The organism is Aminobacter sp. P4_D5 (assembly GCF_056401815.1).
The window spans coordinates 1-602 of the sequence record NZ_JBFUIP010001014.1 but is presented as its reverse complement, the minus strand read 5'-3'; the positions used below and the strand labels follow the sequence as shown (position 1 = coordinate 602).

Here is a 602-nt window from a genome sequence, read left to right as displayed (position 1 = left end):
TTCCATGGCGCGGCGGATGGAGCTGCTGGCCTGGGCGCGCCGCGCCGGCGCCTGGATCGTCGAGGACGATTACGACAGCGAGTTCCGCTACGCCGGCCGCCCGCTGGCCGCGCTGCAGGGCGTGGATGACGGCGGGCGCGTGATCTACATCGGCACCTTCAGCAAGGTGCTCTTCCCCGGCCTGCGGCTGGGCTATGCCGTGCTGCCGCCGGAGCTACTGGAGCCCGTGCAGTCGGCGCGGTTGCTCTCGGACTGGCATCCGCCAGTCTTCCAGGAGGGCGTGGTCACCGACTTCCTGGCCGAGGGGCATTTCGCCCAGCACCTGCGGCGGATGCGGCAGCGCTACCGCCTCTCGCGGGACGCGCTGGTCGAAGCCTTGCGGGAATCCTGCGGACGGTTCCTCGACGTCGAGGCGCCGGACCAGGGCCTCAAGCTGCTCGCGCGGCTCGGGCCCGGATGGCTCGACACGGAGGTCTCCGCGGCGGCGGAACGCGCGGGCGTGATCGCCCGTCCCGTGAGCCCCATGTTCATGGCGGAACGGCCGATCCAGGCACTCATGCTCGGATTTTCGGGGCACGAGCCGGGCGCCCTGAAGCACGCGG

Annotated in this window: 1 protein-coding gene; it reads left to right on the top strand. The window is 71.6% G+C overall.

The annotated features are described in order from the left end of the window. Nucleotides 1-16 precede the first annotated feature (16 nt). A partial coding sequence (locus AC1DWF_RS36385; protein WP_476843301.1) for an aminotransferase-like domain-containing protein occupies nucleotides 17-602 on the top strand: 586 nt, incomplete at its 3' end.